This window comes from Pseudomonas sp. PB3P13 (genome assembly GCF_054897735.1).
Genome location: NZ_CM142702.1, coordinates 739,811 through 766,223 on the forward strand (window position 1 = coordinate 739,811; position 26,413 = coordinate 766,223).

Sequence of the window (26,413 nt, forward strand, 5' to 3'; positions counted from 1 at the left end):
GATGTCTTCAACCACTCAAAAAACCATAGATCTGAAAAGCAGCCTGGTTGACGCCATACTCGCCGGCCTTGTCGCGCTGATTGTATTTGGGCCGATTGTCGGCGTGGTCCTCGACGGCTACGGTTTCAACATGGAAACGACGCGGGTGGCGTGGATTGTCGCCATCGTCATGGCGGGCCGCTTTGCGCTGAGTCTGTTCCTGCAAACGCCCAAAGGCCTGCGCATTCTCGAAGGTTTTGAAAGCACTGGCTCCGGCGTGCATGTATTGCCGCCCGATTACAAATCCCGGTTGCGCTGGGTCATTCCGGTGCTGATTGTCGTAGCGGTGATCTTCCCGTTCTTCTCCAACTCCTACCTGCTGGGTGTGGTCATCCTGGGGTTGATCTACGTGCTGCTGGGGCTGGGGCTGAACATCGTGGTCGGCCTGGCCGGGTTGCTCGATCTGGGCTATGTGGCGTTCTATGCCATCGGCGCCTATGGCCTGGCGCTGGGTTATCAGTACCTGGGGCTGGGTTTCTGGACGGTGTTGCCACTGGCAGCGATCATGGCCGGACTCGCCGGTTGCATCCTCGGGTTTCCGGTGCTGCGACTGCATGGCGATTACCTGGCCATCGTCACCCTGGGCTTCGGTGAAATCATTCGTCTGGTACTCAACAACTGGCTGTCGCTGACCGGCGGACCAAACGGTATGGCGGCGCCGCTGCCGACTTTCTTCGGTCTGGAGTTTGGCAAGCGGGCGAAGGAGGGCGGTGTTCCCTTTCACGAGTACTTCGGCATCGCCTACAACCCCGACGTGAAGTATTACTTCATTTACGCGGTGTTGTTCCTGGTCGTACTGGTCGTGCTGTACGTCAAACATCGCCTGACCCGCATGCCGGTCGGCCGCGCCTGGGAAGCCTTGCGCGAAGATGAAATCGCCTGCCGTTCCATGGGCCTCAACCACGTGCTGGTGAAGCTCTCGGCGTTCACCATCGGTGCTTCCACGGCCGGTTTGGCGGGGGTGTTTTTCGCCACCTACCAAGGCTTCGTCAACCCGACCTCGTTCACCTTCTTCGAATCGGCACTGATCCTCGCCATCGTCGTGCTGGGTGGTATGGGCTCGACTATCGGCGTGGTGATCGCAGCGTTCGTGCTCACCGTTGCCCCGGAACTGCTGCGTGGTTTTGCTGAATACCGCGTGTTGCTGTTCGGCGTGTTGATGGTGTTGATGATGATCTGGCGCCCGCGCGGCCTGATCCGGATCAGCCGTACCGGTGTGACCCCGCGTAAAGGAGTAGCGCCATGAGCGAAGTCGTCCTCTCGGTAGAGAAGCTGATGATGCATTTTGGCGGCATCAAGGCATTGAGCGATGTCAGCCTGAAAGTGCACCGTAACTCGATTTTTGCCCTGATCGGCCCCAACGGCGCCGGCAAGACCACGGTGTTCAACTGCCTGACCGGTTTCTACAAGGCGTCTGGCGGCAAGATCGAACTCAATGTTCGTGGTGAAGAAACCAACGTTATCCAATTGTTGGGTGAGTCGTTCAAACCCGCCGATTTCGTTTCGCCGAAGTCCTTCCTGAGTCGCCTGTACTACAAGATGTTCGGCGGCACACACCTGGTCAACCGGGCGGGTCTGGCGCGGACCTTCCAGAACATTCGCCTGTTCAAGGAAATGTCGGTGCTGGAAAACCTGTTGGTGGCCCAGCACATGTGGGTCAACCGCAATCTGCTGGCCGGCATTTTTAACACCAAGGGTTATCGCAAAGCCGAAAGCGATGCGCTTGATCACGCGTTCTATTGGCTGGAAGTCGTCGATCTGGTGGAGTGTGCCAACCGGCTGGCCGGTGAATTGTCCTACGGCCAGCAACGCCGTCTGGAGATTGCCCGGGCCATGTGCACCCGGCCGCAAATCATCTGCCTCGACGAACCGGCCGCCGGCCTCAACCCTCAGGAAACCGAAGCGCTGAGCGCGATGATCCGTCTGCTGCGCGACGAGCACGATCTGACCGTGGTGCTGATTGAACACGACATGGGCATGGTGATGAGCATTTCCGACCACATCGTGGTGCTGGACCACGGCATCGTTATCGCCGAAGGCGGACCCGACGCCATTCGCAACGACCCGAAAGTGATTGCAGCCTATCTGGGCGCTGACGAAGAGGAGCTCGTATGACTAAGAGTGCCATCCTCGAACTGAAAGAGCTGGACGTGTTTTACGGTCCGATCCAGGCCCTCAAGAAAGTCTCGCTGCAGATCAACGAAGGTGAAACCGTCAGCCTGATCGGCTCCAACGGCGCCGGCAAGTCGACCTTGCTGATGTCGATTTTCGGCCAGCCGCGAGCCTCGGGCGGGCAGATCATGTATCAGGGCGTGGACATCACCCACAAGTCATCCCACTACATCGCCTCCCACGGCATTGCGCAGTCGCCCGAAGGCCGACGGGTATTCCCCGACATGACCGTCGAGGAAAACCTGCTGATGGGCACCATTCCGATTGGCGACAAGTACGCCAAGGAAGACATGCAGCGCATGTTCGAGCTGTTTCCGCGGCTCGAGGAGCGGCGCACGCAGCGTGCCATGACCATGTCGGGTGGCGAACAGCAGATGCTCGCCATCGCCCGTGCGCTGATGAGCAGGCCGAAGCTTTTGCTGCTCGATGAACCGAGCCTGGGGCTGGCGCCGATCGTGGTGAAACAGATTTTCGCCACCCTGCGAGAGCTGGCGAAGACCGGCATGACCATTTTCCTCGTCGAGCAGAACGCCAACCACGCGCTCAAGTTGTCGGACCGGGCGTATGTCATGGTGAACGGCGAGATCCGTCTGACTGGCAGTGGCAAGGAACTGCTGGTTAACGAGGAAGTGCGTAACGCCTATCTCGGCGGGCATTGACGCGGTCGCAACATCACAAGCCCCGACGAGCAGATCGTCGGGGCTTTTTTATAACCCCTGACCCCTGTGGGAGTGAGCTTGCTCACGATAGCCTCATCCGGCCAACTATGTGCTGGATGAAGCACCGCCATCGCGAGCAAGCTCGCTCTCCCATGTATCCCCTATGAGCTTTATGAAATTGTGGAAAACAAATTTGCCATGCTCTTAAACCGCGACATAAAGCCGCTGCAAATACCTGTTTTGTCACGCTTTTGACTTGTCCCCGTTTGCTGTGGAGCTGGCTGTGAATAACGTGGTGGTACATGGCTGCAGGCCTTTTGAAACGCGGCTTACAGACGTGTGGTTGATTTTTGATCAGCTGATTTGTGGTGGCCGAATCTGGTGTTTGTCAATCATTTTGTCGCGGTTGAAATCCCATTGACTCGGGGTGGAAAAGCCTGTGGATAAGTCTGTGGTTAAACTCTGGAAAGACCCCGCTGAGGTCCGTAGTTACTGGCTTCGCGCCATCGTCGGTTTGACCGGTCCATCGTGCAGAATGCCGTGAGCTACACAGCGCACATCCGAGGGTCAAGCAAAAAAGTTTCTGAAAACGCTCGCAAAGCCATATGCACAGCGGCTTGCGGCTTTTTACTTGCCCCCGAAAACTGTGGACCGGCCTGTGGATAAGGTGCGCGCACATGGCTGCGAGCCACGGAGCATAGGGCGCTGCGTCGGTTGGTTATTATTTGAGCAGTTGCGCAATGGTTGCCGCTGCCTGCAAGGCCGGGCATGCTGCCAGCTGATTTTCTATTTCACTGGCGGCGCGTCGGCCGAAGCAAGGAGAACACGATGTCCAACACCCTGTTTATTACTGGAGCGACCTCCGGTTTTGGTGAAGCCTGTGCCCGTCGTTTCGCCGACGCTGGCTGGAATCTGGTGCTGACAGGCCGTCGTGAAGAACGGCTGAGCGCGCTGTGCGCCGAGTTGTCGAAGCAAACCGAAGTGCATGGCATCGTGCTCGATGTGCGGGATCGCAATGCCATGGAAGAGGCGATTGCCAATCTCCCGCCGTCCTTCGCCAAATTGCGCGGGCTGATCAACAACGCTGGCCTCGCGCTTGGCGTCGACCCTGCGCCGAAGTGCGATCTGGATGATTGGGACACAATGGTCGACACCAACATCAAAGGCCTGATGTACAGCACGCGCCTGTTGTTGCCGCGGCTGATCGCCCACGGCCGTGGAGCCGGCATCATCAACCTCGGCTCGGTCGCCGGCAATTACCCGTACCCGGGCAGCCACGTGTATGGGGCGAGCAAGGCGTTCGTCAAACAATTCTCGTTGAACCTGCGCTGCGACTTGCAGGGGACGGGCGTTCGGGTCAGCAATATTGAGCCCGGCCTGTGCGAGAGCGAATTTTCGCTGGTCCGATTTGCCGGTGATCAGGAGCGTTACAACGCCACGTACGCCGGCGCCGAGCCGATCCAGCCGCAAGACATCGCCGACACGATTTTCTGGGTGCTGAACGCGCCGGCGCACATCAACATCAACAGTCTTGAGTTGATGCCGGTGAGCCAGTCGTGGAGCGGGTTTGCGATTGATCGCAGTGGTGACAAGGCGTAAGACCGTGTAACGGCCATCGCGGGCAAGCCCGGCTCCCACAGGTTTTGTGTCGTTCGCCAAATAGCGATTCGACGCAAACCCTGTGGGAGCCGAGCTTGCTCGCGATGACTATCTTTTCAGTCAGCGAGATATTCAGCCAACCCGCGATAACAGGTCGCCAAATGATAAGGCGTCGTCGACGGCATATCCCGGCGACTCACTTCACCGTTCTCATCGCGGCATTCATACCAGCCATGCGCATGCAAAGAGTGCTGCAGCAGAGCCTGCAACTGGCGGATGACTGCAGCATCGCTGCCGGGTCGTAACGTCAGCGCGCGCAGGTATTCAGCTTGAGCCCAAATGCGCTGGGTGGCATCTTTCACTTGCCCCTCCAGCGTCAACATGGCCCGTACGGCGCCGCTTGATTCATCGACGCCCCGTTGCTCGGTGAAGGCAAAGGCGCGGTCGAGTGAAGCGTGCAATGGCGAACCGCGCAACAACGGCGATGATTCCAGCAGGAAATACCACTCGAACTGATGGCCCGGTTCAAACCAGTTATCCACAGCGCCCAACGGTTTTTCCATCAGCACGTCATGGTGTGGATCGACAAAGCGTCTGTGCATCCCTGTGCATAAATCGACGAGTGCACGCTGCACCTGAGCGTCCTCGCGAACCGACAGCGTCGCAAGAAACGCTTCGGCCAAGTGCATCAGCGGATTCTGCAGCGGTCCTGTGCCCAATGAAGACCAGTTCTCTTCCAGGCAGGCTTCGTAGAGGCCGTCGTTTGTCGAGAAACGCTGTGCGATCACCTCAAGTGTGGCGTTGAGTACCGACTCCACCAGCGGCTCGCGAACCTTGTCCCAATAATGGGCGCAGGCAAACAGGATGAAGGCGTGGGTGTAGAGATCCTTGCGCTGATCCAGCGGAGCGCCTTGTGCGTCAATGCTGTAAAACCAGCCACCGTGTTCAGCGTCGTGAAAATGTTGCTGCAGGGAGCGAAACAACGCCGCCGCACGTTCCTCGGCGCCTGGCACCTCGCCGATCAGGCTGCAAAACACATACAACTGCCGTGCGCAGGCCATGGCACGGTAGCGTTGAGGCGGCAGCGGATGGTGATCGGCGTCGAGTGCTTCGTAGGGCAGCGCCATGTCGGCATTCCAGCCGGGACCCTGCCAGAGCGGCACGATCACGTCCCTGAAATGCTGTTGCACCGAGGTAAAGAGCACGTTCAGTTCAGACCGGGAAGTGGAGCGGGGTTGATGCGGCATTGGCTGGCGTCGTCACGGCAGGTTAATTGCGCGCCATGTTAGCAGAGAGCCCGGTGAAGAGAGGCGGTCTGTGTCGGGCCGCTATCGCGAGCAAGCTCGGCTCCCACAGAGTGCGCATTCCACTGTGCCGAGCTTGCTCGCGATGAGGCCATGAGAGGCGATAAAGAAATCAGCCGGCCAACAACCACACCCCGGTTGCCGCCGAAGCTGCTCCCGCCAGACGTACCAACGGCCCCGCCGCCCGTGGCAACACCCGCACCGCCGCGTAACCTGCGGCGTGCAATGCCGCGGTCGCCGCTACGAACCCTGCCGCATAGGTCCAAGGGCTCGACATGTCGGGCAATTCCAGGCCATGCGCGACGCCGTGGAACAGCGCAAACACTGCTGTCGCCGCAACGGCCAGGCTCAATGGCGGACGCACTGCCAGCGCAACGGCCAGCCCCAGCGCCAGCACCGACGCGGCAATGCCGCTTTCCAGCGCCGGCAAATTCAGCCCTTCAAAGCCCAGCAACCCGCCGATCAGCATCGTGCCGACAAACGTGCACGGCAGCGCCCAACGTGCCGTGCCTTGCTGCTGAGCGGCCCATAAACCGACGGCAAGCATGGCCAATAAATGATCGAGGCCACCGATCGGGTGGCTGATGCCGGCGATCAGGCCGTTGTCGCCATGACCCGGGTGGGCGAAGGCGATGGCGGGTGACAGCAGCAGGACCACTGCGCCGAGGATGCGTTTGAATGTCATGGTGAAGCTTCCTTGTTGAAAATAATGATCAGGCTGCGGTCAGCAAGCCTTGGCGTTCGATAAAGGCAATGATTTCCTCAAGCCCCAGCCCGGTTTTCTGATTGCTGAAGACAAACGGCTTGCCGTTGCGCATGCGTTTCGTGTCGCCGTCCATCATCTCCAGTGACGCGCCAACCAGTGGCGCAAGGTCGATCTTGTTGATCACCAGCAGATCCGATTTGCAAATGCCCGGCCCGCCTTTGCGTGGCAGCTTGTCGCCGGCCGAGACGTCGATCACGTAGATCGTCAGGTCGGACAGCTCCGGGCTGAACGTCGCCGAAAGGTTGTCGCCGCCGGACTCCACCAAAATCAGATCAAGCCCCGGAAACCGCCGATTCAATTGATCCACCGCCTCCAGGTTGATCGAGGCGTCTTCGCGGATCGCCGTGTGCGGGCAGCCGCCGGTCTCCACGCCGATAATCCGCTCAGGGGCGAGCGCTTCGTTGCGCACCAGAAAATCGGCGTCTTCGCGGGTGTAAATGTCATTGGTGACGACGGCCAGGTTGTAGCGATCGCGCAGCGCCAGACACAGCGCCAACGTCAGGGCCGTTTTGCCGGAGCCGACCGGGCCGCCGATGCCGACACGCAAGGGTTGTGCGTTCATGTGATTCTCCAAGATGAAAGGCCCTAGGAACGAAACAGGCGGCTGTACTGGCGCTCGTGGGCCATGCTTGCCAGGGACAGGCCAAAAGCGGCGCTGCCGTAATGTTCGGGGTTGATCTGGCTGGCGTGCTGTTGCGCTTGTTGCAGCAACGGCAGCAGTTCGCTGGTCAGGCGTTGTGCGGCTTGCTGGCCCAGCGGCAGGGTTTTCATCAACACCGCCAATTGGTTTTCCAGCCAGCTCCACAGCCATGCTGCCAGCGCGTCCTGCGGTTTGATCTGCCAGGCACGCGCTGCCAGCGCCCAGCCGAGGGCGAGGTGCGGTTCGGGACGCTGCTGCACAAAGGCACGGGCCGGAGCATCCAGTTCAGGCAGGCCGTTGAGCAGTTGTTGCAGCGAATAGCCCATCTGCCGACTCTCCTGATGCAACTCCCGAGTCTCGCGGCTGGCGCGGTGCTCTTCGCAATGCTGCAACAACTCGCCCCAGTTTTCCTCGGCCGCGGCTGTGCAGTGAGCAAGCAGGAGCGGTGCTTCGAAGCGCGCCAGGTTGAGCAATAATTGATCGCTGATCCAGCGTCGTGCGCTGTCGCAATCGTTCACCCGGCCGTTATCCACAGCCATTTCCAGCCCTTGCGAATAGCTGTAGCCGCCAATCGGCAGCTGCGGGCTGGCCAGACGCAACAGCGCCCAGGCTGGATTCATGGGCGCACGCCGAACTGGTGCAGTTTCGGCGCGTAATTGAAAGCTTCCTCGCCGTGCCGGGAATGGTGATGGCCACCGCCGTAGGCACCGTGCTCGGGTTGAAACGGTGCTTCGATGTTTTCGACGTTGGCATCCAACTGTTCAAGCATCGCCTTGAGCACGTAATCGTCGAGTAAACGCAGCCAGCCATCGCCGACTTGCAGGGCGACGTGGCGATTGCCAAGGTGATAAGCGGCGCGGGTCAGTTCAAAGGCATTGGCGCAGGTGACGTGCAGCAGTTGCTCGGAGCGCGCGCAGACACGGACGATTCTGCCGTCTTGCGCCTCAAGGCATTCGCCATCATGCAGCGGCGGTTGACCTCGCTCCAGGAACAGCCCGACGTCTTCGCCCTCGGCACTGAAACAGCGCAAACGGCTTTTGCTACGGGCTTCGAATGTCAGGTGCAACTCGGTGGCCCAGACGGGGCGAGGGTTGATTCTGCGATGAATCACCAGCATCGGAGAGCTTCCAGCAATGAACGTAAGTCAGGCTAGAGCAAGGGGCTTGCCAATCAGAGCGATGTGTAGGAAAAGCCTTACGGCGCCGTAGGAGCGTTCGAAAAATTCCGAATGCCCGCATTGAATTGGGGCGCGTCATTCCGTGCGGGCACCAATTTGTGGCGAAGAGCGTGATTCATGAAGGCGCGAGCTTGCTCTGCACGAGGGGAGTTACTCCGTGCTGCCCAGACCCTGCCAGTGTTTAAGCCCGATGAAGATAAATCGCAGCTGCTGAGTGATCTTGGCTTGCGGCGTCAAGTGGCCGGGCAGGTCCTCGGCCGGCGGATCAATGATGTCTGGCAGGGTAGCGAATACGCTTTTCACCACCAGATCCGCCATCACACTCAACGCCGCAAGGTCCAGATGCTGGAGTTTTGGCATGAGCGACAAGTCGGCTGCCAGATCTGAGCTGATGTCTTCGCGCAATCGTCCAATCGCCAGGCGCACCGGCAGCGAGCCGCCGTATTGCTCGCGGGCCAAAAACAGAAACTGCGAGCGGTTGGCGGACACCACGTCGAGGAATATGCGTACGGAGGCGTCAATGATGCCGCCCATCACAAACTCGTTATGGCGCACCAGGCGAATGGTTTCACGGAAGGTTTGCCCGACTTCGCTCACCAGTTCCAGACCCAGTTCATCCATGTCGGCGAAATGCCGGTAGAAACCGGTGGGGACAATGCCGGCGGTTTTCGCCACTTCGCGCAGGCTCAGGCTGCCGAATCCGCGGCCGCATTCCATCAAATGACGGGCAGCGTCCATCAGGGCGTTACGGGTTTGTTGTTTCTGTTCGGCGCGGGGCAGCATTGCGAAGGTGTTTTCTGAACGGGACAGCGACGCACTCTAGCAAATAGACTTTGCCGGCGTCGAACGCCTGTCGGGGGTTACGCGGGGCAATGGCGACAAACTGAAGCAGTTAAAAGTCAAAAGCCCAATCCGGCGATTGGGCTTTTTTTCAGGGCCGTCATGCGCTTAGCTCAAACGGCTGTTACGTTCGATGACACGATCACCACCACCTTCGGCGAGGATCTGACCTTGTGGTGTACGATCGGAACCGCCTTCGGCGAGGGTCTGACCTTGTGGCGTGCGATCGGAACCGCCTTCAGCCAGGATTTGACCTTGTGGGGTACGATCCGAGCCGCCTTCAGTGATCAGGCCTTTTTCTTTCAGGCGATCGTTACCGCCTTCGGCCAGGGTTTGACCTTGTGGAGTGCGGTCGGAACCATCAGCGGCGACGGTCTGGCTGAACACCGAGCCGGATTTCACTTGCGGAGTAGCCTGGTCAGCCGCGGGCAAGGCGAATGCGGTGCTGGCCAGCATCGAAAGAGTAAGACTAAGCAGTAATTGGCGTTTCATGATTATGTTGCTCCTTGGGAGGGCGATAAAGTGGGTACGAGGGCAATGCTACTCTCGATAAGTCGATATAAAAGTTCATAAACGCAATGGTAATAATCAACGGAATTGATTGTTCTGCTGCGAGGCTCTGGAACAGGTGTTTCCGCCGAGCAATTGTGCACCGCAGTGGGTATTTTCGACCCATCTTTGCCACGCAACCGTGCGCAGGAGGTAACGCTGCAATGCGTCGGCAGGATGTTGTCAGCCGATTATTTGTGCGTTAAGCCGATTTCAGTTAAACCTGCTGGCCATTCCCCAGTCCTAGGTTTCATGGCAGGCCGTTGCGGCCTGACATTTCACATGTGCGTCGCAGTCAGGGCGCTCAGTCGTATCAGGAGCCCTGTGCAATGACGCGCACCCCGAAAATTTTTGCCTGGATCTTTGCCAGTCTTGTTGTCCTGCTGGCCGTGCTGGTGCTGATCATCGTGTTCTTCGACTGGAACCGCCTCAAACCGACCATCAACGAAAAAGTTTCTGAAGAACTGCACCGAGCGTTTGCGATCAATGGCAATCTCGCAGTCGTGTGGCGTCATGAACACGATGAGGGCGGTTGGCGTGCCTGGGTGCCGTGGCCGCATGTGGTGGCAGAGGACCTGAGCCTTGGCAACCCGGACTGGTCGAAGCAACCGCAGATGGTCACGCTCAAACGCGTCGAACTGCGCATTTCACCGTTGGCCTTGTTGGCCCAGCGGGTCACGATCCCGCGCATCGATTTGACCGAGCCGGATGCACAGCTCCAGCGCCTGGCCGATGGTCGTGCCAACTGGACGTTCACGTTCGATCCGAAGGACCCGGACGCCGAACCGTCAAATTGGGTGGTGGACATCGGTGCTATCGGTTTCGACAAAGGCCACGTCACCCTCGACGACCAGACGCTGAAAACCCGGCTCGATCTGATCATCGATCCGTTGGGAAAACCGATCCCGTTCGGCGAAATCGTCGGTGACAAAGCGGCGAAATCCGCGCAGCAGAAGGGCTCCGCGCCGCAGGATTATGCATTCGGGCTGCAGGTAAAAGGTCAATATCACCAGCAAAAGGTCGCTGGCGAAGGCAAGATCGGCGGTCTGCTGGCGCTGCGGGACTCGGCACGGCCGTTCCCGCTCCAGGCCAAAGTGGAAATTGCCGACACCCGCATCGAACTGGCCGGCACGCTTACCGACCCACTCAACCTTGGCGCTCTGGACCTGCGCCTCAAACTGGCCGGCAGCAGCCTCGGCAACCTTTACCCGTTGACCGGCGTGACGCTGCCGGATACGCCGCCCTATGCAACCGATGGCCACCTGATCGCCAAGTTGCATGAGCCCGACGGCGCAGTGTTCCGTTATGAAGAATTCAACGGCAAGATCGGCGAAAGCGATATTCATGGCAGCCTCGCTTATGTCGGCAGTCAGCCACGGCCGAAACTCAGTGGCGCACTGGTTTCCAATCAATTGCTGTTCGCCGACCTCGCGCCGCTAATCGGCGCGGATTCCAATGCCAAACAAAAGGCTCGTGGCGGTGAAAGCAAGCAACCGACCGACAAGGTACTGCCGGTGGAAGAGTTCAAGACCGAGCGCTGGCGCGACATGGACGCCGATGTCGAATTCACCGGCAAGCGCATCGTCCACAGTGAGCAGCTGCCGTTTAACGATCTCTACACCCATCTGATCCTCAACGACGGCGTGCTCAGTCTCGAGCCGCTGCGCTTTGGCGTGGCAGGCGGCAAACTGGATGCGCAAATCCGCCTCAATGGTCACACCGAGCCGCTGGAAGGCACGGCCAGGCTGACCGCCCGGGGTTTCAAACTCAAACAGCTGTTCCCGACTTTTGAACCCATGAAGACCAGTTTCGGCGAGCTCAACGGCGACGCCGACATCAGCGGTCGCGGCAACTCCGTGGGCAAGCTGCTTGGCACGGCGAATGGCAACCTGAAAATGTTGATCAATGACGGCGCCATCAGCCGCGAGTTGATGGAGCTGGCCGGGTTGAACGTTGGCAACTACGTCGTCGGTAAAATCTTCGGCGACAGGGAAGTGAAGATCAATTGCGCAGCGGCCGACTTCGACATCAAGACGGGCCTGGCGACGACGCGGCTTTTTGTCTTCGATACCGAGAACGCCATTATCTATGTCGATGGCACAGCGAACATGGCGACGGAGCAGCTGGACCTCACGGTGACCCCGGAATCAAAAGGCTGGCGGTTGATTTCCCTGCGGTCGCCGCTGTATGTGCGTGGCAAGTTCATCAAACCGGATGCCGGTGTAAAAGCCGTACCGCTGTTATTGCGTGGCGCCGGTATGGTTGCGCTGGGCGTGATCGCTGCGCCGGCGGCAGGTTTGCTGGCATTAGTAGCGCCCAGTGGTGGTGAGCCAAATCAGTGTGCGCCGTTATTGGAGCAGATGAAGGCGGGCAAGGCGCCGAAGACGGTAAAAAACTGACTTCTTTACGCTGAACCCCGTGGGGAGATAAGCCGAGGATTAAATGTTAGAACTTGGATTGTTAGTAGCGCCAAGTTAGTTGAAGGCTATATGTAATGTTGGGTGCTCTTGGGTACTTTTGATGAAGATGTGGCTGGCATGTGTTGTAACAGGGCGTGCACTTCTCTGAGTAATAAAATGACTCGTATGGATTGTGGAAAGTGTCAAAGAGAGCGATTAGATTCGAACTGTCAGCCAAAGGCTGATTTCGAAATTTTCTCTCTATGACAAAAAGGATGTTGATATGAGTATGTTGTTACCCAGCGAAATGGAAAGCCGCGAGTTTTTTAATAAAGTAAAGTTGGTTCGCCCGGTTCATGATTTCCCGATCCTGAGGCCCAGGTCTTTCTCCGTCTTTACCGACACGAAGATTGCGGACTCGGATCTCCTGTTGGCCAATGACTCTCCTGCGGCAATCGGCTTTACCGATAATCTTGACGACGAAAAGAAAGACGCTGCAGCGGACGGCATTCATTTTGCAGAACGTTATGCCGATTCGGAAGCCAACAAGACGCTGAACCCTATTGCATGGCACGAACATTATAATGAAGCGCTCAAGCATTGCGGTTGGACAACCATCGGATTCAAGTATGAAGATCACATAAACAAGCGGCTGAACGTCACGATGGAAGACGTGGTTTATGACATCGTCAAAGCAGTGGCAGGTAGAAATGTCCCTGCATTTATAGAAGTGTTGGGCAGCACTATCAACACATTGAAGTCGGACACCGCTTTATCTACGTCATTTGATAAAAACAGCACGAAAGGTGTGGGTAGGGACTTCAGGGTTTTACCGTGCCTCCAGACATCTGGAGGCACCGCGATGGCTTGCTTTATAGCGGCTGACGTGTCGACGCAACAGCAGTCGGGGGGCTTTTGGTTTTGGAAGTGGAACGCCTCTCATACGACAATGAAAAAAGTCGCATCGGTGATGCAACTTAATATGAGGATCTACAACCGAAATGTTGACCTGATCTATGAGCGTCTTGATAAGAGTTCAGAGGACTTCTTTAACCGTGTGAAAATTTAACTGAAGCCAGTCAGGTGGCTTGTATCGTTGACGCGGGCCGGTTGACTTACGCTTCATGGAGTTATGACATGGATAAAGATAGCGTCTTTATGGTGGCGGGAAATCTGGTTTCGGTTAGCGCTGGAATATCCCCCCAGTGGGGCGAGGATGTGTTGAACTCGTTGTTATTCGCCGGGCTGTATGCGAATTCACAGGTCGACAGGTTTTACAGCGCACAGCAGTGGAGTAAAGAAAACGACACGGCGATGGAACAGCTGAAATGGAATTTATCAAGTTCGACCAGTTATAATTTTCTGCCTGATGCGAAGGACGGGTTCGTACTGAAGGACTCGGTCATGCACCAGCTGAATGCTGCCTTGGGTGCGGTCCACAGTGCCCAGATGGGCAGACTGTTGGACAGCCTACAGGTGCCCACAGTCGCTGAGGCGTTAGCAGCGGAAACCGAAGAACATGCTCTTTTTCGACTTTCGAAGGTCAATACTCAAAAGGTTGCAACTTTCTTCCTGCGATGTTCGCTGGTTGAGCCGGGCCCTGCAGTAAGTAACGTTTCTGTTTTTTTTAAAACTACCGAAGACATCGGCAACGGTTTTTTGAGTCAGCAGTTCAAAAGCGCATTTATTCTGGGCGAAGTCATCATGCAGGTATCGAGGCGGGTACTTGATAAAAAAGCCTACGAACGCAAGGATCTGCGTAAAACCGTTAAAGAGATGCTGCCGAGTGATCGGGATCATCTGATTTGCGACCTGTCTTCGCGATGATCGATGCCTTCGGCATGTGGTTTCAATTGTCATGTCGGATGGTGTGATTGCCTTGCCGTAGACGTGCTTGCGGCAAGGCAGTCATGGTATGTCTTACGTCTGGTCCCCCGCAGGCGCCCGGGTGGCGGGTGGTGGGCCTGAAGCAGTGCAGTCGGTATAGGCTGATCGTAGAGATATCGCGATGCATTTCGATGCCTGGCTGACGTTTTGCATTCAGCCCTGCGTTACTTCAGCGATCACAAGGATGTCAGCCTATGTCGCAAACTTGCGCTACGCGTTATCCCATCGTGCTGGTCCCGGGAATGCTCGGGTTTATCCGACTGCTGCTTTATCCATACTGGTTCGGGATTATTGCGGCGTTGCGCCGCAGTGGTGCGACGGTGATCGCGGTGCAGGTCTCGCCGCTCAATTCGAGCGAGGTGCGCGGCGAGCAACTGCTGGCGCGGATCGACGAGATTCTGTGCGAGACGGGGGCCGCAAAGGTCAATCTGATCGGTCACAGTCAAGGCTCGCTGACGGCGCGCTATGCCGCGGCAAAACGGCCGGATTGCGTGGCGTCGGTCACCTCGGTGGCGGGGCCGAATCACGGCTCGGAACTGGCGGACTATCTGCATCAGCATTACCCGTCGAACAGTGCCAAAGGTCGATTGCTGGGGGTATTGCTGCGCGTGATCGGCGCCCTGATGAGCCTGCTGGACACCGGCTATCGCGGGCCGAAATTGCCGGTCGACATTCAGGCCTCGCACGATTCCCTGACGACGGCCGGGGTCGCTGTGTTCAATCAACGTTATCCACAGGGCCTGCCGCAAACCTGGGGCGGGCATGGGCCGGAAGAGGTTAACGGCGTGCGCTATTACTCGTGGTCCGGAACCCTGCAGCCGGGCAAGACTGATCGCGGGCGAAATCTGTTCGACGGGACCAACCGCAGTTGCCGGCTGTTCGCGCGGACTTTTGTTCGCGAGACCGGGCATTGCGACGGGATGGTCGGGCGTTACAGTTCGCATCTGGGCACGGTGATTGGCGATGAGTATCCGCTGGACCACTTCGACATCGTCAATCAGTCGCTGGGGTTGGTCGGCAAGGGCGCCGAGCCGGTGCGGCTGTTTGTCGAGCATGCGGCGCGATTGAAGGCGGCTGGCGTGTAAAAACAAGCGTCGGCGTAGCGGCCAGTTTTTTCAGCCGCGTGCTGTAGATCGCAGTGGCCAGGGTCGCGATCAACATCAGCGCATCGTCCGGATTGCATTGTCTACACTCCATCGAGGCCGCACTGCTCGGTGTGGCAACAAGGAGAAGACTCCATGAAGATGTTGCGTGCCCCTTTGTTGATGATCGGTCTGTTGATGTGCGCCCAGGGTTTCGCCGCCACGGCCCAACAGAACAAGATGACCACTTGCAACGCCGACGCCACCGCGAAAAGCCTCAAAGGCGATGATCGCAAGGCTTTCATGAGTACCTGCCTCAAGGCTGCGCCGGCTGCCAACGATGACGGCAAAGTGTTGACCACGCAGCAGCAGAAAATGAAAACCTGCAACGCCGATGCGGCGACCAAAGCGCTGAAGGGGGATGAGCGCAAGGCGTTCATGAGTGATTGTTTGAAGAAAAAATAATAGTGGGCTGGGACAGGCGGGGGCTGTGAGGGCCTTATCGCGGGCAAGCCCGCTCCCGCCGTTTTCAGTGTCGAGCAAAAAATGAGCGGGCACCCGAGATACCTCTGGGAGCGGGCTTGCCCGCGATGAGGCCTGAAAGAGCGCCGAAAGTCTCACCAGGATCGACCCACACAATCCTAGTGCTCCCATCGGAACGCTGGCAGACTGCCAATCCTTTTAAGCTGTTCGTTTTGAGGCTGTATGCCAACGTTTTCACAACGCCAGGTTTTGCTGGTGATCAGTTGGGTCATCATCTTCGGTGGCCTGCTGCTGGTGCTTCCGCTGCGATTGCTCCCCAGTCTGCTGGCCGGCCTGTTGGTGTTCGAGTTGGTCAACATGCTCACCCCGCAGTTGCAGCGCTTGATCGAAGGCCGGCGTGCACGCTGGCTGGCGGTGGCGTTGCTGGGGACCCTGGTGGTCAGCGCACTGGCGCTGCTCTTTGCCGGTGCCATCAGCTTTCTGTTGCATGAAGCGGAAAACCCCGGGGCGTCGCTCGATAAATTCATGGTCGTGGTGGATCGCGCGCGCGGGCAACTGCCGCCGTTCATCGACGCCTACCTGCCTGCCAGCGCCGCGGAATTTCGCGTGGCCATTGGCGAATGGATGAGCAAGCACCTCAGCGATCTGCAACTGGTCGGCAAGGACGCGGCCCACATGTTCGTGACGCTGCTGATCGGCATGGTGCTCGGTGCAATCATCGCCCTGCAACGCGTGCCCGACCTGACCAAACGCAAACCGCTGGCGGCCGCACTGTTCGATCGCCTGCACCTGTTGGTCCAGGCATTTCGCAACATCGTGTTTGCGCAGATCAAGATCTCCCTGCTCAACACCTTCTTCACCGGGATTTTCCTCGCGGTGGTGTTGCCCATGTTTGGCATCAAGTTGCCACTGACCAAAACCCTGATTGTGCTGACGTTCCTGCTCGGCCTGCTGCCGGTCATCGGCAACCTGATTTCGAACACGCTGATCACGATTGTCGGTTTGTCGCTGTCGATCTGGGTCGCGGTGGCGGCGCTGGGATATTTGATCGTTATCCACAAGCTCGAATACTTTCTTAACGCGCGCATTGTCGGCGGGCAGATCAGTGCCAGGTCGTGGGAGTTGCTCTTGGCAATGCTGGTGTTCGAGGCCGCATTCGGCCTGCCGGGAGTGGTGGCGGGGCCGATTTATTATGCGTATTTGAAGAGCGAGTTGAAGCAGGTGGGGATGGTTTGATCCGCTGTTGATCTGTTGATCTACTATGGTGAGGGGGCTTGCTCCCGTTGGACTGCGCAGCAGTCCCTGCATCTTTTAAGATTTACTGAGTTGATAGTTTCAGGGCTGCTTCGCAGCCCAACGGGGGCAAGCCCCCTCGCCACAAGGAATCTCCTCCCTACAGGGTATTGCTGTCACTCCATCGGGCCATACCGCTTCGCTGCTTCAATCGCCAAGCCGCTGCCGATGCTGCCGAAAATGTTGCCTTCGACATGGCGGGCATTTGGCAGCATCGCCGAGACGCTGTTGCGCAGTGCCGGGATCCCGCTCGAACCACCGGTAAAGAACACCGTGTCGACCTGATCCACCCGCACATTGGCGTCGGTCAGCAGCTGAGTCACGCTGTTGCGCACGCGCTCCAGCAGATTGTCGATGGCCGATTCGAACAGTGCCCGGCTCAACTCCACGCTCAAGCCTGGCTCGATACGGTCCAGCGGCACATGGCGGCTGTCGGCGTGGGTCAGCTGAATCTTGGTTTCTTCCACTTCCATCGCCAGCCAGTGCCCGGCGCGTTGTTCGATCAGCTTGAACAAACGGTCGATGCCGCCCGTGTCTTCGATGTCGTAACGCATGCTGCCCAGTGCCAGGGTCGACTTCTGCGAGTAGACCGAGTTGATCGTGTGCCAGGTCGCCAGGTTCATGTGGTGGCTGGTTGGCATATAGGCGCCGCTCTTCATGCGGCTGCCGTAGCCAAACAGCGGCATCAGGCCTTGCAGGCTCAACTGCTTGTCGAAATCGGTACCGCCGATGTGCACGCCACCGGTGGCGAGGATGTCGTCATGACGGTTGTCATGGTGGCGACGCTCGGGCGACAGGCGCACCAGCGAAAAGTCGGACGTACCACCGCCGATGTCGACGATCAGCACCAGCTCTTCTTTTTCAATGGTCGACTCGTAGTCGAAAGCCGCCGCGATCGGTTCGTACTGGAACGACACATCCTTGAAGCCGATGGCGCGGGCCACGTCTACCAGAGTGTTTTCCGCTTCCTGGTCGGCCATTTCATCGTCGTCGACGAAAAACACCGGACGGCCCAACACCACTTCCTCGAACTCGCGACCGGCGGCCGTCTCGGCGCGTTTTTTCAACTGACCGATAAACAGCCCGAGCAGGTCCTTGAACGGCATGGCCGTGCCCAGGACACTGGTGTCGTGCTTGATCAGCTTGGAACCCAGCAAGCTTTTGAGCGAGCGCATCAGCCGGCCTTCGTAGCCTTCCAGGTATTCGTGCAGCGCGAGGCGGCCGTACACCGGGCGGCGTTCTTCCATGTTGAAGAACACCACCGATGGCAGAGTGATCTTGTCGTCCTCCAGCGCGATCAGCGTTTCCATGCCGGGGCGCAGCCACCCGACGGTGGAGTTGGATGTGCCGAAGTCGATACCGCAGGCACGGGCTGGAGATGCGTTTTTCATGTCTTTCGGGTTCCGGTTAAAAAACGGCCGCGCAGTGTATGTCAGAGCGGCACAGATTCGAAGGCCGACTATCCGCTAAATCACTGACAAGCGCCTTGATAAGATGGCCGGATGCCCCAAACTTGTCTGCATTGGCTCTGGCAGCCATCGGCCGTCGAAAGAACCGCCCACCGCTGCCGATAAACTTATGGATGGTGATTCCCACGATGGACTTCAAAGACTATTACAAGATTCTCGGTGTGGAACCGACCGCGGACGATAAGACGATCAAGGCCGCCTATCGTAAACTGGCGCGCAAGTACCACCCCGATGTCAGCAAGGAAAAAGACGCCGAGTCCAAATTCAAGGACGCGTCGGAAGCCTATGAGGCGCTGAAAAGTGCCGACAAACGCGCCGAATATGACGACTTGCGTAAATACGGCCAGCACGGCCAGCCGTTCCAGGGCCCGCCCGGTTGGCAGGGGCGTGGTGCAGGTGGATTCAGTGGTGGTCAGGACACGGGTGATTTTTCGGACTTTTTCAGTTCGATCTTTGGCAACCGCGGGCCGGGCTTCAATGGTGGTGAATCGCGTCGCAGCACCGGACGTCGAGGGCAAGACGTGGAAATGGAATTAGCGGTTTTTCTCGAAGAGACCCTGGCGAACGAATCGAAAAAAGTGACGTTCCAGGTGCCGCAGTACAACGCTGCCGGCCAGCATGTGAGTAACACCACCAAAAGCCTCAACGTGAAGATCCCGGCCGGCGTGGCCGACGGCGAGCGCATCCGCCTCAAGGGCCAGGGTGCCCCGGGCATCGGTGGTGGAGCAAACGGCGACCTGTACCTGATTATCCGTTTCGCGCCGCATCCCAAGTTCGACGTCGAAGGGCAAAACCTGATCATCACCTTGCCGCTGGCACCGTGGGAATTGGCCCTGGGCGCCGAAGTCGCGGTGCCGACGCTGACCGGCAAGATCAACCTCAAGGTTCCGGCCGGCAGCCAGAACGGCCAGCGCATGCGCGCCAAGGGCCACGGCTTGCTGAACAAGGCGGGCGAACGTGGCTACCTGTTCGTACAGCTCAGAGCCGTCATGCCGAAAACCGCAGACGATGAGGTCAAGGCGTTGTGGCAAGAACTGGCCCGCAAGGCCGCGTTCAATCCGCGAGAAAATTTCTGATCGAAGACATGGAGTAGCCCGTCATGAGCAACCCCCTGATCGTTCAACTGGATATGGCCGAGTTTTGCGAGGCGTCACAGCTCTCGGATGTCTATGTGATTGAAATCGTCGAGCACGGGATTCTTGAACCGCAGGGTTCGCAACCCGGGAACTGGCGATTCACTGATTTCGAACTGGCGCTGGCCAAACGTGCCGCCAAGTTGCGGCACGATCTGGAGCTGGAATGGGAAGGGGTTGCCCTGGCGCTCAACCTGCTGGAAGAAGTTCAGCAGCTGCGGGCCGAGAACAGCATGCTTAAACAGCGGTTGGGTCGGTTGGTGGTGGATCAGTAACCGTGCGCTCGTTCACATTTTACGCGGCAACACCACGGTAAACAGCGTTCCATCGGCTTCGCTCGAGTTCACTTTGATCGAGCCTTCATGCGCACTGACCACTTCCTTGACGATAAATAGCCCCAGACCGAGGCTGGTGGACGGTTGCCCCGGTTCTTCATCGGCACTGCGCACCAGCGGATCGAAAATCGTGGCGATGGCTTCTTCCGGAATTGGCGCGCCGAAATTATGCACATCGAGGCGAACCGTGTCGGTTTCACCGGTCAGGGTCAGCGTCACCTCGCGTTGGCTGGCGCCGTGCTGCAAGGCGTTGCCGATAAGGTTCTGCAACATCTGACCGAGTCGTCCGGCATCCCATACACCTCGGGTGTCGCCGTGCACGGTCAGTACCGGATCGCACTCGGGGTTGCCGGCGCAGGCTTCGGCAATCGCCGCATGGGCTACGTTGGCGAGGTCCATCGGTAATGGCTCGATCGGCAAACTCTTGCCCAGACGACTGCGCACAAGTTCCAGCAAATCACTCACCATCACTGCCATGTGCCGCGCACCGCGTTTGATGTTGATCGCGCAGGCCAGTGCCTCGCCTTCGAGCGTGATTTTGCGCATGAGCAATTCGGTGGACAGGGTGACTGCTTGCAGCGGCGCCCGCAGATCGTGGCCAAGGATCGCCAGAAAAATGTCCCGGGAATGATTGACCTGTTCGGCATAGGCCGCAGTCGATTCGGCGAGGGCTTCGTCAATTGCTTCGTTGAAACGAATCATGTCCTGAAAATAAGCCATGTCCGGAGATTCCAGGTCACCGACCCACAGGCGAATCACGCAAGCGCGCAGGTGGCGGAACTCACTGGTCATCTGCACCAGATCAAAACCCACCGTGTGCCGCAGCTCACCATGGCTGGCACTGGCTTCATACAGAGCTGGCGTTTTTTCAATGCCTTCGCCCTTGGCTTTGGCGATTTGCTCGCTGACCGTTTGCGCGGTAGTCATGTCGCGCGCGGCCGCCAACAGAATGGCTTTGGCGTGATCGCGCAAGGCCTCCCGATCCATGGTATCCGCGGCTGGGGTGATGGTTTTGGCGAACTGCTCCCATTCATCGACGATACGGTCTACGTGTTGCCGGATGAAATCGGGGAGGCGCATGGGAGTTCCTGTGCGTGCTGGATGTGGCACATGGTAGCGCCTTTGGCCCGGAAAGAAACCTTCTGCAAGCTGCCTGCACATCGGGCAAACAGACGGGTGGTAAAGATATATATTCGTGCACCTGTTTTTCGAAGCGTGCAGCGGTGATCCCGGGGTTTATGAACAGTCAATCGCGCTTTTGTTTTGGCTGGATTTGAATAGTCTGAGGACTTCACTTATCCATCCAAAGGCTTATCCATGTCCGAAGTGCAAGGAAGCACCTCTGCCCCCCTTTTGTCCGAGACCCATCCTGACAAAAGTATTCACGAACAGCGCATCATCCAAGTCATTCCCCCGGCAATAAAGAACGCATCGTCTGCCATGCTTGAGTCAGTCCTGAAGCTGGCTGCGACGACGCCCGATTGGTACATCAATGCCTCTGCAGGCGATAAGCAGAGGCTCAAGGCGTTAGTTGACGATCACTGGCGTTTGCAAGAAAACATGAATAAAACGCTGGTCGATTTGCAAAGCGATATCAACGTGTTTGCGAAGCCGTTACTGGCGGCAGCGTTAAAGAAAAACTTCAATAGTCTTGAAGACCCTGAAACGTTGTCTTTGAAATTGTATGTTGCAGACACGATTATTTTTGGCCTGGATACCGGCGCGGATCGTATGCGTAGCGGTTCATTGCTTGCCGCGGCGCTGCACAACTTCGAAGATTCGGAAACCAGGCAAGACGCATTCAGAAGCGGGTCTGGTATTTTTCGCACTGACGCGCAAGGCAATCCCCTTCGAATCGACACCATCACCGCGCAACGATTTGCCGGTATATGCCGTGAGCTCGACATCGGCGGGCAGTATCAGACGCACATCAAATCGCATCTGCATCCGCAGGATCCCACCGCCCAACGCGCTTTACAGACGAGCTCCATCGCCAGCGAGAAAGCCGCGTTCAACCTGGCTGCGCTCATTGCTCAATTGAGAGGTGACGTCAGTACCACTGCCTATGATTGCCTTCGAGATTTCGGGGAGGGTAAATCGGGGCTGACCTTGTCCGGGCGTCCGCTGCTGCACCATCGGTTGTCGCTGATGGGTTTCAGGATGACCGGGATTGTCTTGTTCAGCGCCGTGAGCGAACCCTCGCAGGTCAAGAAAGCGATTGACGCGCTAACGCCGCAGAGCCTGAAGTTCTGGCTCGACTGGTCGCGTCGCCTGCCGTTTTTGCCCGCAGACAAGTACGCGCAATTCAAGTTGATTCAACATTTCTTTGCCAATGGCCCTCAGGGTGTTGCCGATGAAATGCTGCGCAATGAGGACATTCTTCAGCAGAGCCGGTTGAGCGGCCCATTGATCGCCTACGTCCCGGATGACCCCGATCATCCGTTGAGAGAATATGCCTCCCTCACGGCGTTTATGAAGGCGTTGATCAGCCAGTTGCGGGAGCCTGATTACCAGGCATTTTTCAGTCGTTTTGTCGCGCAGAAAGACAAAGGCCGTTTCTTCGCTCGGGTCAACGAACGTCTCAAGACCATGACCTGGCAGGCGCGGCAACCGCTCGACATGGGCCCATGGTGGCGGGAAACCGCGATCGAGAATCCCAACGCCGAGCCGATCACCAATCTGATCGCCGAAGACCTGTGGATCACCCTGTTCCAGCAGCGGCGAGACAAAGCCATCAACGATGCGCGCAGCATTGCCGTGCCGACTGGCGACGAAGACGCGACCAGTCGCTGGAAGCGTCTGACCAGTTACCTCGACATTGGCTGGAACCTGTTCAGCTTCGCCGCCATGCTGGTGCCAGGCGTGGGCGAGGCAGTCCTGGGGATCATGGTCGCGCAGATGTTGGCGGAGCTGGCCGAGGGGATCGAGGACTGGAGCAAAGGGGACCGGGATGAGGCGGCCACTTACCTCAATGGTGTTCTGATCAACTTTGCGCAATTCACCCTGATGGGCGCCGGCCACGTACTGCCCAAAACCACCATTGCCCTTTCGCCCTTTATAGAAAACCTCAAGCCCGTGGAGGTTGAAGGCCGGTCGCGACTGTGGAATCCCGACCTGTCGCCGTACGAACATCCGGTGCGCTTGCCGTCAGTCGTGCAACCTGACGAACTGGGTCTTTATCAACATGAAGGCAAGGACGTGCTGCGACTTGAGAACAAGCATTACGTGGTGGCGAAGGACCCCGACAGCGGATTGCACAGCCTCAAACACCCGGAGCGCGCCAATGCCTATCAACCGGCGGTCGAGCACAACGGTGCCGGCAGCTGGAAGAGCGAAATCGATCAACCGCTGAAGTGGGACACGACACGCCTGCTCAGGCGATTGGGCACAACCACGGATGGACTTTCCGATGAATCGCTCGGGCAGATTCTGACCGTCAGTGGCGTCGATGAAACGGCCTTGCGAAGAATGCATGTCGAGCACGAAACACCTTCGCCGATGCTGGTCGATACCCTCAATCGCTTCAAGCTGTATGCGCAGGCGGGTGAACTCGGTGCGCAAATGCTGGCCGGTGAGGTGCCCGAAGCGCTGGCAGACTCGATCCCGTCGCTCATGATCGAATTGCCGCGCTGGCCCGAGTCCCGGGGGATCGCGTTGTTTGAAGGAACGGTTCTGCAAGGTGCGTCTTCCGACTACGGCGCCACCGGGCTCAGGCCTGAAAGGCAGGTCAAGCTGACCCGCGCCGAGCTGCGCGCCGGCCTGCTGCCGCAACGGGTGATCGAGCAGTTCAACGAGGGGGAAATCCATGAGCTGCTCGGCCAGGGGATATCCAGCGACCGACAGCTGCGCATCCACGAGCTGCGAAAGCGTTTGGCCGACCACGCCGGCAAACACCGTAAACGTCTGTTCGACACCCTTTACCAACAGGCCGACGTCAGCAACCAAATCAACGTTCTGTTGCTGCGCGACGACCAGCCCACTCTGCCGGTTGCGGTGGCTGAAACCCTGCTGCGCCATGCCACACCTGAGGAGCTGCGCCATCTGGCGGAAAAACGCCGCGTGCCCCTGAGCCTGCGCGAACAGGCGCGCGCCGCACAGACACGGGTGCGATCAGGCCGCGCCTATGAGGGGCTCTATCTGGAAGCGCTGGAAGACATCGATACACGCCGACTGGAGCTGGCTTCGCTGGCCGCGATGCCCGGCTGGTCTTCCGGGGTGCGCATTGAAATTCGTGCCTTTTCGTTCAGCGGTGAATTGCAGGCCAGCGTGGGACCTGAAGGGGCGCCGATTCGCAAGGTGCTGGTGGTGGACGAGGACGGTCTTTACCACGCACGCGATGAGCAAGAACAGCACCTGCATGGCGCCGATGACTTTTATGCCGCTGTATTGCATGCCTTGCCGGACACCGAACGCAAAGCCCTGGGCTTTGAGATTCACCAGGGCGACAAACTCAAACAGGCCATCCAGCGCTCGCCGCTGAGCCATGAACGTTTCGCCGTGGCACTGGAGCAGCATCCGCTTCGAAAACCGACTTACGACGCCGACGTCATGAAGCTTCGCGGGGGTATGCCCGGTTATCGGCAACAGATGAGCGAGCGCCCGATGCGCCAGCGAATTGGCTGGCTATACCCCGGATTCGCCGAGGCGGACGTGAGCGGGCTGCTTACCGGTTTCGGCGATGCCGCCGTGGAACGTCTGAAGGCGCTCGAAGATGAATTCGACGAGTTGGAGCGCACGCTCACTCGCTGGGTGCGTTCGCAAGCCACCTTGCCGGGTACGGGCGTGGTGGCAGCGACGGAAATCCGCTCCCGTCAGCAACTCGCCGCAACGATCAGGCAATGTTGGCAACGGACCGGCCCGCCGGGTAGCGAAGTGCCTGGCATCGTCCGTTCGCAGACTCTCAATCTGGATGGGCAACCGATGAACCTGCACATCGCGAGCCTGCCGAAGCTGACCGCCAATTTCGACCACGTCACCCACCTGAGCATGCGCCAGGCCGACATGCTCGCCAGCCAGGCGCACTTTCTGGAGCCGTTTCGCCAATTGCGCTATCTCGACTTGACCGGAAACTTTCTGAGCCGCTTGCCGCCAGCGGTTGGCGAGATGCTCTTTCTGGAAGACCTGGTGCTGGGTGGCAACCAGATCGAGCTGACTCATCAAGCGGTCGCCCGTCTGAAGCGGCTGACCCGTCTCAGAACTCTGGGGTTATGGGGCAATCCATTACGCTTGGTGCCGGATATCAGCCGGTTGCCCGAGTTGAATGTGCTGATTCTGGAGAACACCGGCATCGACGGGTGGCCAACCGGGCTGTTCGCACAACCGCGCCCGCGCCACTTTTACCTGAACCTTCAACGCAACCCGATCAACCGCATCCCGGACGTCGCCCCCGGCTCATTCCGTGCCGAATTGCTGGCGCGGACCGTGCTGAGTCGCGAGCCCGAATGGTTATCCGTGGAAAACCTGAGCGCTCTCAGGCGCTATACCGAATCAGTGGGGCTCGACCCCGAGCGGCCCTATCCACCGAGGGGCACCCTCGACAGTGTTCATTGGAACGAAGGCCTGCCCGGTGAATGGCAGGTCAGGCAGAAGATCTGGGATGCGGTCGAGGATGAGTTCAACTCCGAGCCGTTCTTCAACGAGATCAGGCGGCTGACCCAGTCGGCGGATTTCAAGGCTGGCGGCCTCTATCGGCGCGAACTTACCGGCAAGGTCTGGCGCATGCTGGAAGCCATGGCGCAGGACAGTCAACTGCGTACGACCTTGTTTGCCGAGGCCGTCGCACGAACGCAGTGCGTGGACGGGGCGACACAATTGTTCAACGTTATGGGGATGAAGGTGCTGGTTCACGAGGCCTATGAATTGGCCAGCAAAGGGCTGGTGGAAGCTGAACTGGTCGGCCTGGCCAAAGGCTCGTCACGGCTGGACGAGCTCGAGAGGATCGCCGAATACCATATCGCCGAGCGCGTCAGAAACGGTGAGCAGATTCGCCGGGTGGACGCTGACGGCACGGTCACAGGGAGCATCGATATCGTCGAGGTGCATCTGGCCTTCACCACCGAATTGGCGAAGCCGGAAGCAGAGAACGGGCTCGACCTGCCGTGGCAATCGCGGACCATGCAATTTCGCGGCATTGCCGGCGTCACGCAGCCGATGGTCGATAACGCGCGGCTCAGAGTGCTGGAGCTGGAGGAGGGGGATCTGCTGCGTGATTCGATTGCTGCACAACCCTTCTGGAAGACGTATGTGCAAGGTGCGAACCGCGTGCGTTTCAAACAGTTGGAGCGTCGCCGCAATGCGCTCTACGAGTTCAAGACCGCGCTGGACGAACGGGCCGCCAGTGCCAACCGACCACCCGAGGAGAGGGACCGGTTGAATACGCAGATCAGAGTGCTGGCCGCTGAACTGGGCAAAGCGGAATCTGAATTTGCGCCTGGCGAGGTCATCACGGATGACGAATTTGACGCGCAATACAAGGCGCTGAAAAACGAGGAGGACGCCTTGCTCAAGCTGTTGACGCAACAAGCCATGGACCGGGCGAAATTGCAGAGAACCGAGCTGCCCTTCAGCCTTGGTTCGACGGACTGACA

22 protein-coding genes are annotated in these 26,413 nt (G+C 58.4%); 13 read left to right on the forward strand and 9 right to left on the reverse strand.

Annotated features, from left to right (window positions below; translation table 11 throughout):
* Position 1 precedes the first annotated feature (1 nt).
* From livM to ACYZT1_RS03360, 4 genes are all read left to right on the forward strand, one after another.
* Positions 2-1,285, forward strand: a complete 1,284-nt coding sequence (gene livM / locus ACYZT1_RS03345) for a high-affinity branched-chain amino acid ABC transporter permease LivM (RefSeq protein ID WP_462017664.1) — start codon at positions 2-4, stop codon at positions 1,283-1,285.
* A complete protein-coding gene (locus tag ACYZT1_RS03350) occupies positions 1,282-2,154 on the forward strand; it encodes an ATP-binding cassette domain-containing protein (RefSeq protein WP_462017665.1) in 873 nt (290 codons plus the stop codon). The genes livM and ACYZT1_RS03350 overlap by 4 nt, the downstream gene beginning before the upstream one ends.
* Entirely contained in the window at positions 2,151-2,870 is a 720-nt protein-coding gene (locus ACYZT1_RS03355) for an ABC transporter ATP-binding protein (RefSeq protein ID WP_462017666.1), read from the forward strand. Before ACYZT1_RS03350 ends, ACYZT1_RS03355 begins: the two co-directional genes overlap by 4 nt.
* 828 nt (positions 2,871-3,698) lie before the next feature.
* Positions 3,699-4,469: an SDR family oxidoreductase gene (locus ACYZT1_RS03360; RefSeq protein ID WP_462017667.1), complete on the forward strand. Its 771-nt coding sequence runs from the start codon at positions 3,699-3,701 to the stop codon at positions 4,467-4,469.
* Positions 4,470-4,585: 116 nt separating this feature from the next.
* On the opposite strand, the gene ACYZT1_RS03365 is transcribed toward ACYZT1_RS03360, so the two are convergent.
* The 7 genes from ACYZT1_RS03365 to ACYZT1_RS03395 form a co-directional block, all read right to left on the reverse strand.
* Entirely contained in the window at positions 4,586-5,716 is a 1,131-nt protein-coding gene (locus tag ACYZT1_RS03365; protein WP_462017668.1) for an AGE family epimerase/isomerase, read from the reverse strand.
* 169 nt (positions 5,717-5,885) lie between these two features.
* Entirely contained in the window at positions 5,886-6,458 is a 573-nt protein-coding gene (locus ACYZT1_RS03370) for a HupE/UreJ family protein (RefSeq protein WP_462017669.1), read from the reverse strand.
* 28 nt (positions 6,459-6,486) lie between these two features.
* Positions 6,487-7,101: an urease accessory protein UreG gene (ureG, locus tag ACYZT1_RS03375; RefSeq protein ID WP_462017670.1), complete on the reverse strand. Its 615-nt coding sequence runs from the start codon at positions 7,099-7,101 to the stop codon at positions 6,487-6,489.
* Positions 7,102-7,124: 23 nt separating this feature from the next.
* The gene (locus ACYZT1_RS03380) at positions 7,125-7,799 is read right to left on the reverse strand and encodes an urease accessory protein UreF (protein WP_462017671.1); all 675 of its coding nucleotides are present in this window, start codon (positions 7,797-7,799) and stop codon (positions 7,125-7,127) included.
* Positions 7,796-8,296 carry an urease accessory protein UreE gene (gene ureE, locus ACYZT1_RS03385; RefSeq protein WP_462017672.1) on the reverse strand — a complete coding sequence of 167 codons (501 nt, stop codon included), beginning with the start codon at positions 8,294-8,296 and terminating at the stop codon, positions 7,796-7,798. Before ureE ends, ACYZT1_RS03380 begins: the two co-directional genes overlap by 4 nt.
* Before the next feature lie 210 nt (positions 8,297-8,506).
* On the reverse strand, positions 8,507-9,139 hold the full coding sequence (locus ACYZT1_RS03390; protein WP_462017673.1) for a TetR family transcriptional regulator: 633 nt from the start codon (positions 9,137-9,139) through the stop codon (positions 8,507-8,509).
* Positions 9,140-9,304: 165 nt separating this feature from the next.
* Positions 9,305-9,688 carry a hypothetical protein gene (locus ACYZT1_RS03395; protein WP_462017674.1) on the reverse strand — a complete coding sequence of 128 codons (384 nt, stop codon included), beginning with the start codon at positions 9,686-9,688 and terminating at the stop codon, positions 9,305-9,307.
* Between the two features lie 386 nt (positions 9,689-10,074).
* Here ACYZT1_RS03395 and ACYZT1_RS03400 point away from each other — a divergent pair, with 386 nt between their 5' ends.
* The 6 genes from ACYZT1_RS03400 to ACYZT1_RS03425 all read left to right on the forward strand — a co-directional run bounded on the left by ACYZT1_RS03400 (position 10,075) and on the right by ACYZT1_RS03425 (position 16,832).
* Positions 10,075-12,144 carry an AsmA family protein gene (locus ACYZT1_RS03400; RefSeq protein WP_462017675.1) on the forward strand — a complete coding sequence of 690 codons (2,070 nt, stop codon included), beginning with the start codon at positions 10,075-10,077 and terminating at the stop codon, positions 12,142-12,144.
* A 283-nt stretch (positions 12,145-12,427) separates the two neighbouring features.
* Positions 12,428-13,213 (forward strand): hypothetical protein, encoded by a 786-nt coding sequence (locus ACYZT1_RS03405; RefSeq protein ID WP_462017676.1) that lies wholly within the window; start codon positions 12,428-12,430, stop codon positions 13,211-13,213.
* A 68-nt stretch (positions 13,214-13,281) separates the two neighbouring features.
* Positions 13,282-13,971 carry a hypothetical protein gene (locus ACYZT1_RS03410; RefSeq protein WP_462017677.1) on the forward strand — a complete coding sequence of 230 codons (690 nt, stop codon included), beginning with the start codon at positions 13,282-13,284 and terminating at the stop codon, positions 13,969-13,971.
* A 254-nt stretch (positions 13,972-14,225) separates the two neighbouring features.
* Complete coding sequence (locus tag ACYZT1_RS03415; RefSeq protein ID WP_462017678.1) at positions 14,226-15,116, forward strand: alpha/beta fold hydrolase; 891 nt, start codon at positions 14,226-14,228, stop codon at positions 15,114-15,116.
* Between the two features lie 153 nt (positions 15,117-15,269).
* Positions 15,270-15,578, forward strand: a complete 309-nt coding sequence (locus ACYZT1_RS03420; RefSeq protein WP_462017679.1) for a PsiF family protein — start codon at positions 15,270-15,272, stop codon at positions 15,576-15,578.
* A gap of 240 nt (positions 15,579-15,818) precedes the next feature.
* Positions 15,819-16,832, forward strand: a complete 1,014-nt coding sequence (locus ACYZT1_RS03425) for an AI-2E family transporter (RefSeq protein WP_462017680.1) — start codon at positions 15,819-15,821, stop codon at positions 16,830-16,832.
* Between the two features lie 173 nt (positions 16,833-17,005).
* Here the strand turns inward: ACYZT1_RS03425 and ACYZT1_RS03430 are convergent, their stop codons facing one another.
* Complete coding sequence (locus tag ACYZT1_RS03430; protein WP_462017681.1) at positions 17,006-18,280, reverse strand: Hsp70 family protein; 1,275 nt, start codon at positions 18,278-18,280, stop codon at positions 17,006-17,008.
* Positions 18,281-18,486: 206 nt separating this feature from the next.
* Here ACYZT1_RS03430 and ACYZT1_RS03435 point away from each other — a divergent pair, with 206 nt between their 5' ends.
* Positions 18,487-19,434: a DnaJ C-terminal domain-containing protein gene (locus tag ACYZT1_RS03435; RefSeq protein WP_462017682.1), complete on the forward strand. Its 948-nt coding sequence runs from the start codon at positions 18,487-18,489 to the stop codon at positions 19,432-19,434.
* 23 nt (positions 19,435-19,457) lie between these two features.
* Positions 19,458-19,766 (forward strand): chaperone modulator CbpM, encoded by a 309-nt coding sequence (locus ACYZT1_RS03440; protein WP_462017683.1) that lies wholly within the window; start codon positions 19,458-19,460, stop codon positions 19,764-19,766.
* A gap of 12 nt (positions 19,767-19,778) precedes the next feature.
* On the opposite strand, the gene ACYZT1_RS03445 is transcribed toward ACYZT1_RS03440, so the two are convergent.
* Positions 19,779-20,906 carry a sensor histidine kinase gene (locus ACYZT1_RS03445; protein WP_462017684.1) on the reverse strand — a complete coding sequence of 376 codons (1,128 nt, stop codon included), beginning with the start codon at positions 20,904-20,906 and terminating at the stop codon, positions 19,779-19,781.
* Positions 20,907-21,266: 360 nt separating this feature from the next.
* Between ACYZT1_RS03445 and ACYZT1_RS03450 the strand changes: the two genes are divergently transcribed.
* Positions 21,267-26,411 (forward strand): dermonecrotic toxin domain-containing protein, encoded by a 5,145-nt coding sequence (locus tag ACYZT1_RS03450; RefSeq protein ID WP_462017685.1) that lies wholly within the window; start codon positions 21,267-21,269, stop codon positions 26,409-26,411.
* Positions 26,412-26,413 lie beyond the last annotated feature (2 nt).

What these genes read in the sequence shown, in the direction of transcription:
- livM (WP_462017664.1), top strand. Translation starts at nt 2, where the DNA reads ATGTCTTCAACCACTCAAAAAACCATAGATCTGAAAAGCAGCCTGGTT.
- ACYZT1_RS03350 (WP_462017665.1), top strand. Translation starts at nt 1,282, where the DNA reads ATGAGCGAAGTCGTCCTCTCGGTAGAGAAGCTGATGATGCATTTTGGC.
- ACYZT1_RS03355 (WP_462017666.1), top strand. Translation starts at nt 2,151, where the DNA reads ATGACTAAGAGTGCCATCCTCGAACTGAAAGAGCTGGACGTGTTTTAC.
- ACYZT1_RS03360 (WP_462017667.1), top strand. Translation starts at nt 3,699, where the DNA reads ATGTCCAACACCCTGTTTATTACTGGAGCGACCTCCGGTTTTGGTGAA.
- ACYZT1_RS03365 (WP_462017668.1), bottom strand. Translation starts at nt 5,716, where the DNA reads ATGCCGCATCAACCCCGCTCCACTTCCCGGTCTGAACTGAACGTGCTC.
- ACYZT1_RS03370 (WP_462017669.1), bottom strand. Translation starts at nt 6,458, where the DNA reads ATGACATTCAAACGCATCCTCGGCGCAGTGGTCCTGCTGCTGTCACCC.
- ureG (WP_462017670.1), bottom strand. Translation starts at nt 7,101, where the DNA reads ATGAACGCACAACCCTTGCGTGTCGGCATCGGCGGCCCGGTCGGCTCC.
- ACYZT1_RS03380 (WP_462017671.1), bottom strand. Translation starts at nt 7,799, where the DNA reads ATGAATCCAGCCTGGGCGCTGTTGCGTCTGGCCAGCCCGCAGCTGCCG.
- ureE (WP_462017672.1), bottom strand. Translation starts at nt 8,296, where the DNA reads ATGCTGGTGATTCATCGCAGAATCAACCCTCGCCCCGTCTGGGCCACC.
- ACYZT1_RS03390 (WP_462017673.1), bottom strand. Translation starts at nt 9,139, where the DNA reads ATGCTGCCCCGCGCCGAACAGAAACAACAAACCCGTAACGCCCTGATG.
- ACYZT1_RS03395 (WP_462017674.1), bottom strand. Translation starts at nt 9,688, where the DNA reads ATGAAACGCCAATTACTGCTTAGTCTTACTCTTTCGATGCTGGCCAGC.
- ACYZT1_RS03400 (WP_462017675.1), top strand. Translation starts at nt 10,075, where the DNA reads ATGACGCGCACCCCGAAAATTTTTGCCTGGATCTTTGCCAGTCTTGTT.
- ACYZT1_RS03405 (WP_462017676.1), top strand. Translation starts at nt 12,428, where the DNA reads ATGAGTATGTTGTTACCCAGCGAAATGGAAAGCCGCGAGTTTTTTAAT.
- ACYZT1_RS03410 (WP_462017677.1), top strand. Translation starts at nt 13,282, where the DNA reads ATGGATAAAGATAGCGTCTTTATGGTGGCGGGAAATCTGGTTTCGGTT.
- ACYZT1_RS03415 (WP_462017678.1), top strand. Translation starts at nt 14,226, where the DNA reads ATGTCGCAAACTTGCGCTACGCGTTATCCCATCGTGCTGGTCCCGGGA.
- ACYZT1_RS03420 (WP_462017679.1), top strand. Translation starts at nt 15,270, where the DNA reads ATGAAGATGTTGCGTGCCCCTTTGTTGATGATCGGTCTGTTGATGTGC.
- ACYZT1_RS03425 (WP_462017680.1), top strand. Translation starts at nt 15,819, where the DNA reads ATGCCAACGTTTTCACAACGCCAGGTTTTGCTGGTGATCAGTTGGGTC.
- ACYZT1_RS03430 (WP_462017681.1), bottom strand. Translation starts at nt 18,280, where the DNA reads ATGAAAAACGCATCTCCAGCCCGTGCCTGCGGTATCGACTTCGGCACA.
- ACYZT1_RS03435 (WP_462017682.1), top strand. Translation starts at nt 18,487, where the DNA reads ATGGACTTCAAAGACTATTACAAGATTCTCGGTGTGGAACCGACCGCG.
- ACYZT1_RS03440 (WP_462017683.1), top strand. Translation starts at nt 19,458, where the DNA reads ATGAGCAACCCCCTGATCGTTCAACTGGATATGGCCGAGTTTTGCGAG.
- ACYZT1_RS03445 (WP_462017684.1), bottom strand. Translation starts at nt 20,906, where the DNA reads ATGCGCCTCCCCGATTTCATCCGGCAACACGTAGACCGTATCGTCGAT.
- ACYZT1_RS03450 (WP_462017685.1), top strand. Translation starts at nt 21,267, where the DNA reads ATGCTTGAGTCAGTCCTGAAGCTGGCTGCGACGACGCCCGATTGGTAC.